Source organism: Kluyvera sp. CHPC 1.251, from assembly GCF_036759945.1.
Lineage (GTDB): Bacteria > Pseudomonadota > Gammaproteobacteria > Enterobacterales > Enterobacteriaceae > Kluyvera > Kluyvera sichuanensis.
In genome coordinates, this window is the sequence record NZ_JAPKIC010000017.1 from 14,511 (window position 1) to 28,565 (window position 14,055).

The 14,055-nt window shown below is 56.7% G+C and carries 11 protein-coding genes; 4 read left to right on the top strand and 7 right to left on the bottom strand.

The genetic code is table 11. The features are described from left to right. Positions 1-53: 53 nt before the first annotated feature. The 4 genes from V6940_RS21745 to V6940_RS21760 all read right to left on the bottom strand — a co-directional run bounded on the left by V6940_RS21745 (position 54) and on the right by V6940_RS21760 (position 7,049). Positions 54-2,177 (bottom strand): virulence factor SrfC family protein, encoded by a 2,124-nt coding sequence (locus V6940_RS21745; protein ID WP_333497293.1) that lies wholly within the window; start codon positions 2,175-2,177, stop codon positions 54-56. After that, positions 2,174-5,155: a virulence factor SrfB gene (locus V6940_RS21750; protein WP_333497294.1), complete on the bottom strand. Its 2,982-nt coding sequence runs from the start codon at positions 5,153-5,155 to the stop codon at positions 2,174-2,176. The genes V6940_RS21745 and V6940_RS21750 overlap by 4 nt, the downstream gene beginning before the upstream one ends. A 3-nt stretch (positions 5,156-5,158) precedes the next feature. After that, the gene (locus tag V6940_RS21755; protein WP_333497295.1) at positions 5,159-6,490 is read right to left on the bottom strand and encodes an SrfA family protein; all 1,332 of its coding nucleotides are present in this window, start codon (positions 6,488-6,490) and stop codon (positions 5,159-5,161) included. A 184-nt stretch (positions 6,491-6,674) separates the two neighbouring features. Further along, complete coding sequence (locus V6940_RS21760) at positions 6,675-7,049, bottom strand: cell envelope integrity TolA C-terminal domain-containing protein (RefSeq protein ID WP_333497296.1); 375 nt, start codon at positions 7,047-7,049, stop codon at positions 6,675-6,677. Between the two features lie 299 nt (positions 7,050-7,348). Here V6940_RS21760 and V6940_RS21765 point away from each other — a divergent pair, with 299 nt between their 5' ends. Then, positions 7,349-8,956, top strand: a complete 1,608-nt coding sequence (locus tag V6940_RS21765) for an ABC transporter substrate-binding protein (RefSeq protein WP_333497297.1) — start codon at positions 7,349-7,351, stop codon at positions 8,954-8,956. A gap of 9 nt (positions 8,957-8,965) precedes the next feature. Next, complete coding sequence (locus tag V6940_RS21770) at positions 8,966-9,199, top strand: DUF2526 family protein (protein WP_185666226.1); 234 nt, start codon at positions 8,966-8,968, stop codon at positions 9,197-9,199. Positions 9,200-9,267: 68 nt separating this feature from the next. Here the strand turns inward: V6940_RS21770 and V6940_RS21775 are convergent, their stop codons facing one another. Both V6940_RS21775 and V6940_RS21780 read right to left on the bottom strand, forming a co-directional pair. Next, on the bottom strand, positions 9,268-9,717 hold the full coding sequence (locus V6940_RS21775; protein WP_333497298.1) for a DMT family transporter: 450 nt from the start codon (positions 9,715-9,717) through the stop codon (positions 9,268-9,270). After that, positions 9,714-10,232, bottom strand: coding sequence for a GNAT family N-acetyltransferase (locus V6940_RS21780; RefSeq protein WP_333497299.1), 519 nt, complete (start codon positions 10,230-10,232; stop codon positions 9,714-9,716). Before V6940_RS21780 ends, V6940_RS21775 begins: the two co-directional genes overlap by 4 nt. Before the next feature lie 40 nt (positions 10,233-10,272). Between V6940_RS21780 and V6940_RS21785 the strand changes: the two genes are divergently transcribed. Together V6940_RS21785 and V6940_RS21790 are read left to right on the top strand one after the other, a co-directional pair. Beyond that, positions 10,273-10,845: a helix-turn-helix domain-containing protein gene (locus tag V6940_RS21785; RefSeq protein WP_333497300.1), complete on the top strand. Its 573-nt coding sequence runs from the start codon at positions 10,273-10,275 to the stop codon at positions 10,843-10,845. 171 nt (positions 10,846-11,016) lie between these two features. Beyond that, positions 11,017-11,676, top strand: coding sequence for a GntR family transcriptional regulator (locus V6940_RS21790; protein ID WP_333497301.1), 660 nt, complete (start codon positions 11,017-11,019; stop codon positions 11,674-11,676). 50 nt (positions 11,677-11,726) lie between these two features. Here V6940_RS21790 and pqqU read toward each other — a convergent pair whose 3' ends face one another. Beyond that, on the bottom strand, positions 11,727-13,841 hold the full coding sequence (pqqU, locus tag V6940_RS21795) for a TonB-dependent receptor PqqU (protein ID WP_333497302.1): 2,115 nt from the start codon (positions 13,839-13,841) through the stop codon (positions 11,727-11,729). Positions 13,842-14,055: the final 214 nt, after the last annotated feature.

Here is a 14,055-nt window from a genome sequence, read left to right on the forward strand (position 1 = left end):
GCACGCTTTTTTTCAGCTTTTGAGAGCGGTTCACATCCTTGTGCCGCCGAGGGTTACCTGAGAAGCGCGTGCAGCCGTTGCTGCGCGTCGTCGCGTAGTGCAAGTAGATTGACTGTGTCACCCGGTTCGGTGCTGCGGGCGTAAAGCGCGACCAGCCAGTCATAGACGTAGCGAGTGGCGGCGTGCACCGGCTGTTCACCAAGCTGGGTCAAACGCGTGCGGGACGCTGCTGTCGGTTGAACGAAAATAGCGCTGCCTTTTGCAATACGGCTGGCAGGGCGCTGTGCCACCGGCTGTTCAGCATAGCCCAGCCAGTTGATAAAGTTGCCGATAATCGCGCGAAGCTGCGCCGCACCGGCCTGTTGCTCGGCGCTGGCGTGTCTTAACTGCTGCGCCAAAGACAGATTCTGGCTGGCACTCAACAGAGACAGCGCCAACTGCTGCTGAGTGTCGCTGCTAAGCAGCGCATGCGGCTGGCGGCTCCACTGGCGCAGGTGTTTGCACCACAGCGCATAGGCCTGCGAACCATTATCCTGATGCGTCAGCGGGTTTGACGCGATGGTCTCCGGCGCGGCAAACAGGTCTACCGCGTCGTTAAACAGGCCGCTCACTTTTTCTTCGCGCTGCTGCTGTACCTGGCAAAGCGCATCGAACGCCGCCAGTTCAGGTAACAGACTCTCCAGCAGCTCGCCGTGGCGGGCCGCGTGGGTTTGCAGTTCGCGGATCATGGTCTCGACGTGCGCTTTATCCGGTTGTGCAGGTGCAAGGAGCGGCTGGCAAAGCGTCCGCAATTGTTGCTGACGGGCGCTACCAATCGCTGCAAAGCGACGCTGGCGTAATTCTGGCTGCGAAGCCTGCGACAGCCACTCGATCAGGCGCTGCAGGCTACTGTGATCCAGCGCTTGCAGGGTACCCCAGTGCTGACCCGGTTTGCCGACTAACTGCTGAATAGCTTCATCAAAATGACGTTTGTGGATGAAACGATCGTCCTCTGGCGTAATCGCCCACACCAGCCCCGGCAGCTTGTTTTCCTGCACCGGCTGGGTTTCATTCACCCAGCGCAGCAGGGTTTTGGCTGAAGACGGGATCGCGCTGCGCTGCGCCGTGGCGTTGCAGGTGAGCAGGATATCCGGCTGCTGCAGCTGGCGATAGTGGTCGAGCAGCCAGCGGCATTTGCTGGCCCACAGCGGCGTCTCATTGGTGAGTGGTGGTACGGGAATATCGATGATATCCACGTTATCCAGTACGCCATGTTCGGTATTGAGCACCAGTTCCAGGGTCAACTGCGCCAGCGTGGTCACCGGAACGCTTACCGCATTCTGGTAGCCATCGCGGGTCAGCGGGTGCACCAGCACCGCGTCGTCACTGTTACCACCCGGCGTTAAGAAGGCGTCCATCGGCAGGGTAAAGGCATCGACCAGTAGGCTCAGCGGTGCCATCACTTCCCGGCGATTGCCGAGCTGATGCAGCGTGTGCGCCAGCGTCAGCCACTGTTGAGTCAGCTCTTGCTGTTCACCCCAGAGCAGTGACCAGGCGCGGGCGCGGGCGCTGAGATCCAGCGACGGCAGCAGATGGGCGAACTGATACCACAGCGCATCGTCAATCTGTTGATAGTTCCCCGGCAAGGTATCGCGCCAGAACCGGCTAATCGCGGCGATATCGGTAGCGGTCAGGCCAGGTACCGGTTGCGGCTGGCGCAGGCTCTGCCAGCCGCGCAGACGCTCGGCAATGACGCTGCTGTCCGGTGGGCGAATATCGCCGCGTTGCCAGGCATGGGCAATAAACAGCTGCACCAGTTCCGCTTCGCGCATCAATTTCAGGCGCAGCGGAAAAGCATCATCCGGCGTAGACTGGTCGCGGCTAAAGCGCAGCGCCATTTGGGTCAGGCTATGGCCGGGATTGATATGACTAAAATAGTCGAGCGTTTTGCTGCCGCTCTGCACCGTTAAACGGCCTTCGCCGCTGCCGCACAGCGTACGCAACAGGTGCGCTTTTGAGGGCTGTGAATGGCCAAACAGCGCAATACTGGCGCGACAGTTGAGCGCCTGCTGGTGGGATTGCTGCTGCGCATCGAGGGCGAGCAGACGGATAAGCAGGGCATCGGCGTCATCATCCAGCGCCGGGTGCGAGTGTCGCTCAGTGGCAAGCCAGTCCATTACAGCGTTTACAGTGGTCATTTCAGGAATACGCTCCCGCTATCAATCCAGTAATGGCTGCCGCTATGACGGCGGTCGGCCAACGTATTTAGCTTCAGGGTCAGAGCATCCGGCGAAACCGGCGTGCCGTCCTGCAACCACGCATCGCTCAGCACAAATGCCTGTGGCGCTTCGTTTTTGCTGCCGCCCTGAAGCTTGAGGCGAACCTGCAGTACGCCGTCTCCGGCAATGGCGCGAGCCAGATCCGGGGAGTTGATGCTCAGGGTATACAGCGGCGTAGCCGGCCAGCGGGTATTCGCGAGCTGACGGAAGCCGAGGGTGACGTTACCGCGCAGCGGGAAATGCAGGCGGGCGTCGAGCTTTGCGCCCGGCTTGTCGAGGTCAAGGTCGTGGTACCAGATGTTCTCATCGCGCAGGGTATTCACGGTTTTATCCAGCACGCCGAGATAGCGAACGGTGGAGTAGGCACCGATATCCGCAGCTTTAAAGTTGAAGTGCGGCAGACGCAGATCCAACGCCAGGCTGCACAGCATCGCGCCAACGGCGGCGGTTGATTTCGGGTTGCCGATGCGCCCTTGCTGGCTGAACGGATACCATTCGTGAACGTGATATTTATCCAGCCATACCATGCGGTTCACCGGCACCGGCTGGAGATAACGAATCAACGCCTGAACGCCCGGCAGGCAGCCCGGACGCCCGGTCACCAGCAGCACGTCGCAGCTGTAGTGGGAAATGGCTTCACACAGGGCGTGCAACGGGCCGGCGAGGGTAAATTCGCCCGCCAGCATCGCTGACTGAAGGGTGCTGAAGGTCACTTCCAGCGGTACGGCGAGAAGATCAAACGGTGCACTTCCGGCGGGCAGCGCATGCTCTATGGCCTGGCCGACGTAGTTCATCACGTTGCGGGTCGGCGTTTGCGATAACAGTTCACCAAAGGTGGCGTGTAGACCCGCCAGCGGATCCTGCACGTCGCTTTGTTCCCATGCCGCGAGAATGGCGTGGCCAATTGGCATAAACAGCTGTAGCGTCGTCTGCTGACGCAGTACCGCCTGGGTATCCAAGCGCCCGGAATCGCCAAACAGCGTGGCCATCAGCGCCTGCGCATCGGCAACGCCGGATTTTTGCAGCTGAGTTTGCAGCGCAGGGAGGACGCAGCGCTGAATAATATCCAGCAGCACGTCATCGCCGGCGATTTTAAAGCCTTCGCGGAACAGCAGTTGTGGGGTGATTTTGACGTTGCCGCCAATACCATCATCCAGTTGATACTCGGCAATCGCCATGTCGGTGGTGCCGCCGCCGAGATCCAGTGAAGCAATGCGCAGTGTGCGGCCCGCGGTTTCGCCCGCTTCCGGCTGACGATCCGGGCGCGCCATTGCAGTAAAGAGCGCTTCGGTTTGCCCGGCAAAGTGAGAAATCGCTTCGTTGTACAGCCAGACCAGTTGGCCGCAGCTGGCTTCATCCCACTCCATATGAATTTTCGGGATTGGTACGACGCTTTTTTCCTGTAGACGGACGTTGGCGAAATCGTCGTCCTGCGGGTGCCAGCCCATCGCTTTCCACACCAGCGCAATAGCTTCAAACATCCTGCGGCGGAAGATTTCGCGCTCCTGCTTCGGCATTGCCGACGGCAGGGTGAGGATCAGCGTACGCAGCTGGCGCGGCGAGGCCGGGAAGCCCAGACGCAGACGGGTGGCCACGCTGTTGATCTGCCCCAGCGCCTGTGCCAGCAGTTCACAGAGCATATGAGTCATCAGGGTGCTGCGGCTGTACTGTGGTGAGAAGACCGGCATGCGTTCGTCCGGCGGCAGGGTAAACAGCGGCTGGCCTTCGTCGTTCATCAGGTTCATCAGCGGGAAGGCGGTTGCCAGTGGTTCGCGCTGGGTTTTACTGTTCATCTGGCTAAAGCGCCAGTCCTGGACCGTCGGCGTTTCATCCCACAGGTAGCGACGCGGGCTGGAGATCCCGCTGTAGCCTTCGGTGCCGGCACGTTGCATCGCCAGTTTGCGAGCCTCATCGCCCACGCGTACCAGAGAAGGCCAGATAAAAGCGTCTTCGCGTCCGCTTTCCACCGAGAAATGTTGCTTACCGAAGCGAGATTCCGAGAACTCGACCCGGCTGGTAAACAGCGGTTCGTTCAGGTACTGCGGTTCGCTGAGCGACCGCACCTGCAGCTCGGCGGTCTGGCGCAGGCCATCGTTAGCATCGCCGTGGTCTTCAATGATCACGCCGCAGGTATGGGTATTGCCGACGTCGAGAATTAAATCGACCGGAATGGCGGGGGTGCTGAGGGTGGCGGTGACCATCTTAATTTCCGGCACCGTCAGTTGTTCGCCGAGCAGCGCCAGAATGTTCATCCAGTGGCCCTGATATTCAAAGCTGCGCAGTGCCTGAGCAATGTCGCGCTCGCTACGGGTTTCATGGGCAGTGGTGGTTTGCTGGAACACTTCCCGCAGCCAGCCATCAATCCAGGTCTGGTCGAGGAAATCAGCAATTTCATTATCGCGCCAGGCCAGCGCAAAGCGGGTGCCGTTCAGTAGATCGCCCGCCACCGGGGAGAGCGACGTGGCATCGTCCGGGCTAATCTGGCTGTCGAACGCTAGCGTTACACGGTGGGTATTGCCTGCGCTGTCTGGCTCCGCCAGCTTTCTTATCTGCACGCGCGCCCAGTTGTCCGGCCCTTCCACGAAGGTGCGTGGTGGGTTAAAGCGCAGGAACGGCAGCGGCAGCCAGACGCCGTCAAGCAGCGTCAGCGAGTGGTGAAGGGAGAGCGTTGATTCGGGTTTGACCACTTCCGGCGCGCGGCCGGGTTCGCCAGGCAGCGTATAGCGCTGGTTTACGACATCATAATCGAGGCGCAGCAGCGGGCCGTTGGCGGTTTTGCGCACGAAGCGTCCGTGCTGGAGCGATTCCTGCGGGCTGAGACCGAAATCGAGGAACTGCACGCCGCTGTTGGCAATCAGCGTAACGCTTTGTTTGTAATCACAAAGGGTGACCAGCATGGCTTAGGCTCCCGTCTTTTTAAAGGTCAACGGCACAACAGTCTTAGCATCAAACCGTGCGGTACAGACGGCAACGTTGCTGTTGCCAGGCTTGCAGCTGATTTCCGGCAGCGGGTAGCGTGCGCCGTCGCTGCACTGCGCGTTGCCGCGACTTTTGATCATTAGCTCGCCGTTCTGGTGCAGGCCGGAGAACACCGCCGCTTTGCAGACGATACTGCCTTCACGCACTACGCGGGCGGTGCCTTTGTTGTTCTGAATCTGATAACGCAGGCTGGGCGCTTTGCCGCTATGGGCATCGCTGACGTCTATTTGCACGCGCCAGGTACCGTTGAGGAAACGGGTCGTTCCGGCACGGAGCTGGTCGGCGTCCATCACCATCGCATCTTTTGGGATCACGGCGATTACCACCGGTTTTTCTTCTGGCTCAACAACGGGTTCAACCTTCACGCTCGCCTGGTGCAGCGGCAGGTCACTAATCAGTACCGGCATTGCCGGGCCTTTGAGAACAACTGGTGCAGGTGCGGGTGCGGCCTGCGTAACGGGTTCGGATTCGGCCTGAGTGCTCGGGATCATTAACGGTACGGCAATGGCCACGGCGGCTACTGCGGCAGCCAGCGGCAGGCCCCAGACCCAGCGTGGACGACGCGTTTTTGGCACGACGGCAGCCGCAACAGGCGCAGGCGCCTGCGGTGGCTCTTCAGGTTCTTCCACCGGCAATGAATAGGCGTTAATCAGCGGTTCGTTGGCGGAGATAAGTGGAGCATCGGCTTCGCTAAAGGTGACGATCGCCGGTTCTGGCTCCTCCACTTCAGGCACCTCGTCAATGACCGGCTCTTCTTCTATTATCTCCGGTTCAACGTAACGCAGGCAGTCGAGGGCATCTTCCCGCGCGCCTTCGTTGAGGTTCACAAAGCCCCAGAAGCTGATAACCGGCTTGCCATCCACCAGAAACAGGTGGTTTTCGCCGGGGAACTGCAGGGATTTTTCCAGCAGCGCGCCGAACAGCTGCTGCGCGGTTTTCTCTGACTGCAGGCATTTTTTGCTGAGCGCGCGGGCGCTCTCCTGCAGGCCTTCTAAATAATGCAGCGCGCGGGTGCGCTGGGTTTCGTCGGCCGCTTTCCAGCCGATAATCTCGCCGTCGACCGGGGAGTACCAGTCAACGCGATCGCCTTCATCATTCAACTGCGGTATCGCCAGACAATCGGCCAGCGCCAGCTGTTTGCGTAAACGCAGGGTTTCGCGCACCTGAAGCGCGGAATGAAATACGGTTTGCCCGCCGCCGCCTACGGCCTGGAAGTCATCAAGACTTCCACTGCGTAAAAGAGTTTTTGCCACGTTCCTGTCCCATAGACTTCTTCACGTCATTACTTTACGCAAAGCAAAATGCAACAAACGGCGAAAGAGAGGGGTAAATAGGGTAATTCTCGCGGCATTGAATGATTGGACTTAAGCTAAATCGCGCCTGTAGGGCGTGGTTTCCGGATGGCGGTTACGCCTTATCCTGCCTACGGTTATGTGGTTAACCGGTTATATCGAAACGGGATTTTTGAAAATCCCGGTAGAGTGCTGGCGTCGCGAACGCCGGGAATTTCGCGCGCTGGGCGGCAGATTTTAGCGCTGCGCAATAGGCTTTATTGCCGTAGCTTGTTGAAACCTTTGTCACCGTACCATCTTGTTCAAATTCTAAATGTACCCTACATTTTTTGCCTTTCCAGCTTTGAGGCTCAATCAGCTCGGCATTGATTGCATCCCTGATGGCGCGCGCTTGCGTCCCCCATTCATCCTGATCGTCCCAGCGACCAGAACTGCAATTTCCCAATGCTGTCGTCTTATGGCAATCCGAAGGGTGCAACGGCGCGCAGCCCGCAGCCAGAGTCGCCACTGCCGCCAGCATAAACATGTTCCTTACTCTTTTAGACAATCCCACTGCTTGCCTCCACTGTTATTAAACTCGCCAGATAGTGACATATCGTTGTTTCTGACGACATACGCCTTCCCCAAAACCTTTGCATCTTCTTGTATTAGCTACGAATGCAATCCGCCGGGAAGGGTAACAAAAACACCGCTGCATGCGATTTAACCTACTGAAAATAAAACGTTTAATATGATATATGCCATTTGGTTATTTGCCAGTTATCTGCCCCTGTGCTGTTATTAAGCGGTCCATATAATAAAATCGAAAGGCTTATAACCATGATCACAGGGAACACCACAGGGAAAACGCTCCTCGCGCTGGCTTTCAGCGCGCTGCTACCGGCCGGCGCGATGGCGGCAAACACCGACACGCTGGTTTACTGTTCTGAAGCATCGCCCGAATCCTTTAACCCGCAGATTGCTAGCTCCGGCCCGTCGTTTGTGGCCAGCTCACAGGTGCTTTATAACCGCCTTATTAACTTTGATCCGGTGAAAAACACCCCGGTGCCTTCCCTGGCGACGGCCTGGACCATCTCTCCAGACGGCCTGACCTATACCTTTACGTTGCGTCAGGGCGTGAAGTTCAACAGCAACAAATTCTTCAAACCGACGCGCGATTTCAACGCGGATGACGTGATCTTCTCGGTGATGCGTCAGAAAGACGTCAACCACCCGTACCACAAGGTGTCGCAGGGTAACTATGAGTACTTCAGCGATGTGGGCCTCGATAAACTGATTAAAGAGGTGAAGAAGATTGATGATAACCACGTGCAGTTCGTGCTGAGCGAGCCGAACGCCGCGTTCCTCGCTGACTGGGGGATGGACTTCGCTTCGATTCTCTCGGCGGAATATGCCGATCAGATGATGAAGAAGGGCACCCCGGAGAACGTCGACAACTGGCCAATTGGTACCGGTCCTTACGTGCTGCAGCAATACAAAGTTGATTCGCAGATTCGCTATCTGGCGAACCCGAACTACTGGGATGGCGAAGTGCCGACCAAACACCTGATCTTCGCTATCACCCCGAACGTGGAAACGCGTCTGGCGAAGCTGCAAACCAACGAATGCCAGATTATCCCGGCACCGTCACCGGTTCAGTTTGATGTTATTAAAGGCAACAAAGATCTGACGCTGCATGCTGTTGAGGCGCTGAACGTCGGCTATCTGGCATTTAATACCGAGAAGAAACCGTTTGATAACGTGCTGGTGCGTCAGGCGCTGAACTACGCTACCGACAAACAAGCTATCGTTAACGCGGTGTTTATGGGCTCCGGCACCGTGGCGAAATCACCCATTCCGCCGAACATGATGGGCTATAACAAAGATCTTAAAGACTACAGCTATGATCCAGAAAAAGCGAAGGCGCTGCTGAAGCAGGCCGGGCTGGAGAAGGGCGCGGAAGTGACCCTGTGGTCAATGCCGGTCCAGCGTCCGTATAACCCGAACTCGCGCCGTATTGCTGAAATGATCCAGAATGACTGGGCCAAAGTGGGCATTAAAGCGAAGATCGTCAGTTATGAATGGGGGGAATACCTCACTGGTATTCGTAAAGGCGAACACGACAGTGCGCTGTACGGCTGGATGTCGGACAACGGTGACCCGGATAACTTTGCCAACACGCTGCTCGGCTGCGACAGTATTAAAACCGGCTCTAACGCCGCGCGCTGGTGCAATAAAGAGTATGATGGCCTGGTGAAAAAAGCCCTGGTAGTGAGCGACCCGGCGAAGCGTGCTGCGCTCTACGGTCAGGCGCAGGCGATTTTCTATCAGCAGGCGCCGTGGATTGCGCTGGCGAACGGGAAAACCTTCTACGCTACGCGTAGCAACATCACCGGCTATAGCGTTAGCCTGATGGGCAGCGATTTCTCGAAAGTGAAAATTAATTAAGGAGTGAATATGTCACATCTGGATGAGGTCATCGCGCGCGTGGATGCCGCGGTGCAAGAGAACGTGATTACGCATATGAATGAATTGCTGGTGGTGTTAAGCGATGACGCCGAGCTGAGCCGTGAAGATCGTTTCACCCAGCAGCAGCGCCTGCGCGTGGCGATTTCTCATCATGGCCAACATCTGCGTGAGCAGGAAGAGGCGCGTAAAGAGCAGCTCACTTCCGGTGGGACGATTCTCTAACGTTAACGATTTGGCCGGGTTACAAAACGTAGCCCGGCCGAGTAACGCGACGCCGGGAAATCTCCGCATCAAAACTGACGTTTCGCCACCAGCCACGCGCCGACAATCAACATCACCGCGCCGCACACCGGCCCAACCAGCGCTCGCCAGGGCACGCCGTGGCTTCTCACGACGTCCATTACCAACCCACCGATAAGCTGACTCGCCACCAGCACCGCAATGGTCGTCGCCGCCCCCACATACTGATAGCCGCTGATGCTGGCAAATACGAAGAACGACCCCAACAGGCCAGGGATCAGTGTCCACCATTTGATGGTTGCCACCAGTTCGCTTACGCCCGCAAGCCCATGCTTAATCAGCAAAATACTGACAAACAGCACGATGCCCACCAGCGAGTTCAGCAGCATCGCTACCAGAATGGTGGAGGCCGACTGGGTAATGCGCACCATCAGCGTGTTCTGGATAACCAGGCCGATGCCGGCGGCTATCAGGAACGTCAGCGTGAGGGATTGATTCATGCCTGTCCGTCCGGATCGCTACGGTTATCAAGCTGTAGCTGCATAAAGGTGAGATCCAGCCAACGGCCGAACTTGGTGCCAACCTGCGGCATCTGCCCGGTGGTGACAAAACCGTGCTTCTCATGCAGATGCAGCGACGCGTGGTTCTGTGCCTCAATTCCGGCCACCATTACGTGCTTACCACGACGACGGGCCTCTTCAATCAGTGCGCCGAGCAGAATATTGCCGAGCCCTTTGCCCTGGTGCTCCGGGTGGACGTAGACCGAGTGCTCGACGGTGTGGCGGAAACCATCAAAGTTGCGCCAGTCACCGTAGGAGGCGTAGCCGGTCACGGTACCGTTCTCTTCGCTCACCAGCACCGGAAAGTGCCCCAACTGGCGCGCTTCAAACCAGGCGATGCGGTTGTCGGTATCGACTGTTTTGTCATTCCAGATAGCGGCGGTGTGTACCACAGCATGGTTGTAGATTGCCGCAATGGCGGCGCAGTCTTCTTTTGTTGCAAAACGAATAGGCATGGAGTTGCACCCTGAGTGTTGTTCACTATATTATTACGATATGAATACTATTGAAGACAACTTAAATCAACGGATCGGTGCAAGAATTCGCATTGAGCGCGAGTCGCGCAGTTGGTCGCTGAGCGATCTGGCCGAGCGTGCGGGCGTCTCCCGGGCGATGATCCACAAAATTGAACGCGGCGAAAGCAGCCCGACGGCGGCACTGTTGGCGCGGCTTTCTGGTGCCTTTGGTATCAGCATGTCGACGCTGATCGCTCGCGCGGAGATGCAGGAAGGTAAGCTGCTGCGCTTTGCTGACCAGCCGGTCTGGCACGACCCACAGACTCACTACCTGCGTCGGCACGTTTCGCCGCGGGGTGAACTTCCCGTCGACCTGGTACAAATTGAGCTACCAACAGGCAGCGACATCCCGATGCCCGCCTCGGCCTATGCGATGGCGCGCCAGCTGCTGTGGGTACAGGACGGTGAACTGCTGTTTATGGAAGGCGACATCGCACACCGTATGCAAACCGGAGACTGTCTCGAACTTGGGCCGCCGAACGACTGCCGTTTTATTAACGACAGCGGCAAACCCTGTACTTATCTTGTCGTCAGGCTCAACGTGCCGCTCTAATCCAGGCCGGGAGCGGCCTGAGCGGGGTGTTTAGCGATGGTTCATCTTCTATTAATTATGCTGAAAACTACCTCGAAAAAAATATATATCGTATTTCCTGCGCAAAAAATAAAACGCCAGCTATTAATTATAAATAGTCTGGGTAAATAAAAGCGCGGAGTTATAATAACTATGCTGGATTTTGCTAAAGCACAACGTATCAGTTTGACGCAGCAAATTGAGAATAATATCAAGAATGCGCTGGTTGTCGGCGCGTTAAAACCTGGCGCACGGCTCGTCACGCGTGAAATTGCCGTGAATCAGGGGATCAGTATTACGCCGGTGCGAGAAGCGCTACTGCGACTGGTCTCCTCAGGCGCGCTGCAGGCAGCGCCTGCACAGGCATTTATGGTACCGGTGCTGACTAATTCAGGCTATCTTGAAATTAATCAGATTCGTAAAAATCTCGAAGGGATGGCGACTGCCGCTGCGGCAATCAATATAACCACAGAAAGAATGAGCGAATTAAACTGCCTCTCTAACGCTTTCCATGAGGCTAAAGCAGCAGGGGATGTTACCCTCATGCTGCAAACCAATTATCAATTTCGCTTTAAGATTTACGACTATGCGGAAATGCCAACATTGGTGACGATGATTGAACAATTATGGGTGCGAGCGGGGCCGAGTCTTCATTATTTATATTTAAATTCAGTAGAACCGTTTCAGCATCAAAATGTGTATGCATCATTACTGAATGCGCTGGAAAAAAGAGACTCCTCGGCGAGTTATTCCGCAATATCACAAATTATTGATGAATCAACCTCCTTCTTAAAACAGCAGTATCGCCATTAACGCCCTTTCGGAAAATACGTTTCCGGGACAACCCGGAAACGTTTCGCTTATTACTCAAAACGCCATGCGACATTCACGCCGACGCCGTAATTACGGCCCGGAGCGGGTTCGTAGTAGCGCCCATTGGACTCGTTGACGATAACTGAGCCAACGTATTCGCGGTCGAACAGGTTATCCACGCGTCCAAAGAGGTCCAGCGTCCAGTTGCTGAGGTTGAACTTGTAGCCGGTATTCAGGCCCACCACGGTCCATGACGGCGCGCGGGCGGTGTTGGCATCATTCGCCATAATATCACCCATATAGTGCACGTCGGCCCCTGCGTACCATCCGCTTTCCGGCTCATAGCCCAGCGAGGCGAAGCCCATATTGCGTGCGATGCCCGGAATACAGTTGCCGTTACAGCTGCCGTCGCCACAAACGTCGGTGCGGTAGGTGGCGTTAAGCCAGGTCCATGCGGCTTTAGCGCGCCAGTTTTCGGCGAACTGCTGGTCGATAGCCAGTTCTGCCCCTTGACGGCGGGTTTTACCCGCATTTTTGTAGCTAGCACGGCTGTCGATGTTGCTGTCGGTCACGATCTCATTGGTGGTATTGGTCTGGAAGAGCGCGGCGCTAAGCAGGCCGTTGCCAATACGCGTTTTACTGCCGATCTCATAGGTCTCGTTGGTGGAGGGTTTGAGATCCAGATTCAGCCCGTTTGCCGTGCCGGAACGGTAAGATAGCTCGCTGATGGTGGGGGTTTCAAAGCCGCGGCCGACGCTGGCATACACGTTCCATGCATCGGTGATCGCGTACTTTAACGATCCCGCAGGCAGCCATTCGTGGTAGCTGGTATCGCCGCTGCTGTCGCCGTTTTGAGAGGTGACGTAGTGGTCGTTGGAGTCAAACCACACGGAGCTGTAGCGCACCCCAGCGTCCAGCGTTAGCTTCTCGGTCAGCTGCCACTGGGTTTGCAGGTACGGGTCGAGGTTCCACATCAGATTGCGCTCGTTACGGCGCAAATTGCCTTTCTCGCCATACTCCGTCGTGGTGCCGTTGATGATGTAGTTTTCGTAGCCCCGGCGCTTCTCGTTCATGTTCTCGTAGTTCAACCCGGTGGTGAAGGTCACCGGGATAAACAGTTCGCCACGGTGCGTCCAGCGGGTATCGATGCCCTGATAGTGGCGATCGAGGTCGATCACACCGCCGGAATGAGCCGGATTCTTCTGCTGTGTCACTGCGGGAATCGACTGATATTGCGTGGTCTGACGCTCTCCTGCGTACATCATCACGCTCAGGTCATCCTGCTCGCTGAGCTGACGTTCATAACGCAGGCCTGCCTGAGTCTGCTTTACGGTTTTACGCGTGTTGTACTGATCGCCGCGCGGTGACTGCTGGCGATCCGCCTGCATTTCGCTTTTGGTCAGGCCGCCGGGATCGTTAGCGTTAATATCGACAGTATTAAACAACAGCGTCAACTTGCTGGCGTCGTTAATCCGCACGCCGAGCTTGGCGTTGGCGAGGTTCTTGCGCGCCGCACTATGGTCGCGATAGCCGTGGGTAGTGAATCGATTCGTTGACACCGTATAGTCAACGTCGCCCGCCTGGGTGCCGTCGCCGACCGCGCCGCTGGCCTTCATACCGTAGTGCCAGGTGCCGTAGCTGCCGTAATAGCTGGTGGCTTCAAGGGTGGTGGGTTGCTTCCCGGTCTGAGTGGTGACGTTGACCACGCCGCCGGAGGCGTTGCCGTACAGCGCCGAGAAGGGGCCGCGCAGCACATCAACGTGATCCACGCTGCCGATATCGATATTCGAAGTTTGCCCCTGGCCGTCGGGCATGGTGGCCGGAATACCGTCAACGTACAGACGAATGCCGCGCACGCCAAAGGTCGAGCGGGAGCCAAAGCCGCGAATAGAGAGCTGGAGATCCTGCGCGTAGTTCTGACGGTTTTGTATCTGCAAACCCGGCACAGCGCCCAGTGATTCAGAAAGGTTAACCTGCGGCGTGGCGTGACGCATATCCTCGCCATCGACCACGCTCACGGCAGCGGGGGTATCCAGTTCAGAGATCGCCTGGGGTGCGGCGGTAACGATTAACGTTTGTTCATCATTGGCCCAGGAAAAAGGAGCAAAAACAAGCGGCAACAGCAGCGCTGGCAGCGTTACTGAGCGTACAGTTATGATTTTCATGAAAAACTCGCAAAATGTACCAAATGGAACAGACCCCAATAGGTTAATACTTTTGTAAATATATTGAAAACTTTAGCAGCATAAATCGTTAATTTCCGGTGATGAAATAGCAACTATTTAGTTGCTGAGCGTAATAAAAGCTCCACTTTACATAAATTAATGATTACTATTCGCATCTACAAAACGTAGCGCTACGACGCTACGGAGCCAGAAG

Coding starts and splice junctions, on each gene's coding strand:
- V6940_RS21745 (WP_333497293.1), bottom strand. CDS start 2,177: ATGACCACTGTAAACGCTGTAATGGACTGGCTTGCCACTGAGCGACAC.
- V6940_RS21750 (WP_333497294.1), bottom strand. CDS start 5,155: ATGCTGGTCACCCTTTGTGATTACAAACAAAGCGTTACGCTGATTGCC.
- V6940_RS21760 (WP_333497296.1), bottom strand. CDS start 7,049: ATGCTGGCGGCAGTGGCGACTCTGGCTGCGGGCTGCGCGCCGTTGCAC.
- V6940_RS21765 (WP_333497297.1), top strand. CDS start 7,349: ATGATCACAGGGAACACCACAGGGAAAACGCTCCTCGCGCTGGCTTTC.
- V6940_RS21770 (WP_185666226.1), top strand. CDS start 8,966: ATGTCACATCTGGATGAGGTCATCGCGCGCGTGGATGCCGCGGTGCAA.
- V6940_RS21775 (WP_333497298.1), bottom strand. CDS start 9,717: ATGAATCAATCCCTCACGCTGACGTTCCTGATAGCCGCCGGCATCGGC.
- V6940_RS21780 (WP_333497299.1), bottom strand. CDS start 10,232: ATGCCTATTCGTTTTGCAACAAAAGAAGACTGCGCCGCCATTGCGGCA.
- V6940_RS21785 (WP_333497300.1), top strand. CDS start 10,273: ATGAATACTATTGAAGACAACTTAAATCAACGGATCGGTGCAAGAATT.
- V6940_RS21790 (WP_333497301.1), top strand. CDS start 11,017: ATGCTGGATTTTGCTAAAGCACAACGTATCAGTTTGACGCAGCAAATT.
- pqqU (WP_333497302.1), bottom strand. CDS start 13,841: ATGAAAATCATAACTGTACGCTCAGTAACGCTGCCAGCGCTGCTGTTG.